Origin of the sequence: Fictibacillus aquaticus (assembly GCF_002245695.1) — a bacterium.
Classification (GTDB): domain Bacteria; phylum Bacillota; class Bacilli; order Bacillales; family Fictibacillaceae; genus Fictibacillus; species Fictibacillus aquaticus.
This window is the reverse complement of the sequence record NZ_NOII01000082.1, coordinates 1-1090: the sequence shown is the minus strand read 5'-3', so window position 1 is coordinate 1090 and position 1090 is coordinate 1. Positions and strand designations below refer to the sequence as shown.

1 protein-coding gene and 1 pseudogene are annotated in these 1090 nt (G+C 42.5%); both read left to right on the top strand.

Annotated features, from left to right (window positions below; genetic code table 11):
• A pseudogene (locus CGZ90_RS20005) lies at positions 1–429 on the top strand (acyl-CoA dehydrogenase); the annotation flags it as partial.
• 457 nt (positions 430–886) lie between these two features.
• The coding region (locus tag CGZ90_RS20000; RefSeq protein ID WP_276206783.1) for a glutaredoxin domain-containing protein at positions 887–1090 on the top strand (204 nt) is incomplete at its 3' end.

Here is a 1090-nt window from a genome sequence, read left to right as displayed (position 1 = left end):
CCGCTTGATCAAGAAAAATATCTTGTATCAATGGCTAAAAAAGTGTTCCTTATGACGGCAGGCCTTGCTGTTCAAAAGTTCGGGCCAAAGCTTGAGCAAGAGCAGGAAGTACTAGCAAACCTCGCAGACATCATCTCTGAGGTGTATGCGATGGAGTCAGTTGTACTTAGAACGGAAAAAGCGGTGAACAAATCTGGCCTTGAAAAGAACAGCCAGAAGGTTCTTCTGACGGAAGTGTTCTGCCAGGAAGCATTCAACCGCATCGAGGCACATGCTAAGGAATCAATCATCGCTGTCGAGCAAGGCGACATGCTCAGAATGATGCTTTCCGCTATGCGCAAGCTGACACGCCACACTCCGATCAACGTGATCAAGAAGAAGCGCGAAATTGCAGCTGTATTGGTCGAAGAAGAACGCTATATCGTTTAATTTATTGAATCACACGAACTGCCTAAAAAATTCTCTTCTTTCCCCCCGTAACTGGGGGGACTTTTTTTGAGTCTTTTTACTAAAAAATTGTTGCTATTGCGACATGTTTTATAGCAAGTTTCAGCGATTTGCCTCTGTAGTGAAAGTTAAGCTTCAACGCTTTACCTATGTGGGATTTTTGTATTCTCCATTCGCTTATTTTTAATTTACTTGATCATCTTTGAATACTTCAATGATAAGTTAATCGAAGTGTAAGGTGCCGACTCCAGCGGGACGAGTGGGACAGGTGAGANNGCTCACCGCCCGCCCCGCGGAAAGCGTGCACCTGAAACGGAGATTAACGGCTTCTCTGAATTCTTTACTAATACATCGTTTGCAAAAAGCAGCCTAAAAATAAAAGCAGGCTTCTTTTTTCATACAGAGTGTTTATGGTACTATAAAAAAGGAGGGATAAATGATGACCATCACATTTTATGAGTATCCTAAATGCAGCACATGCCAAAAAGCAAAAAAGTGGCTGAAAGATCAAAACATCGATTTTCAGGCGGTACATATTGTTGAGAATCCTCCAACTAAAGCAGAAATCCGTGAAGCAGCGGATAAGGCTGGGTTAGAACTGAAAAAATTGTTCAACACAAGCGGGATGAAATACCGTGAACTA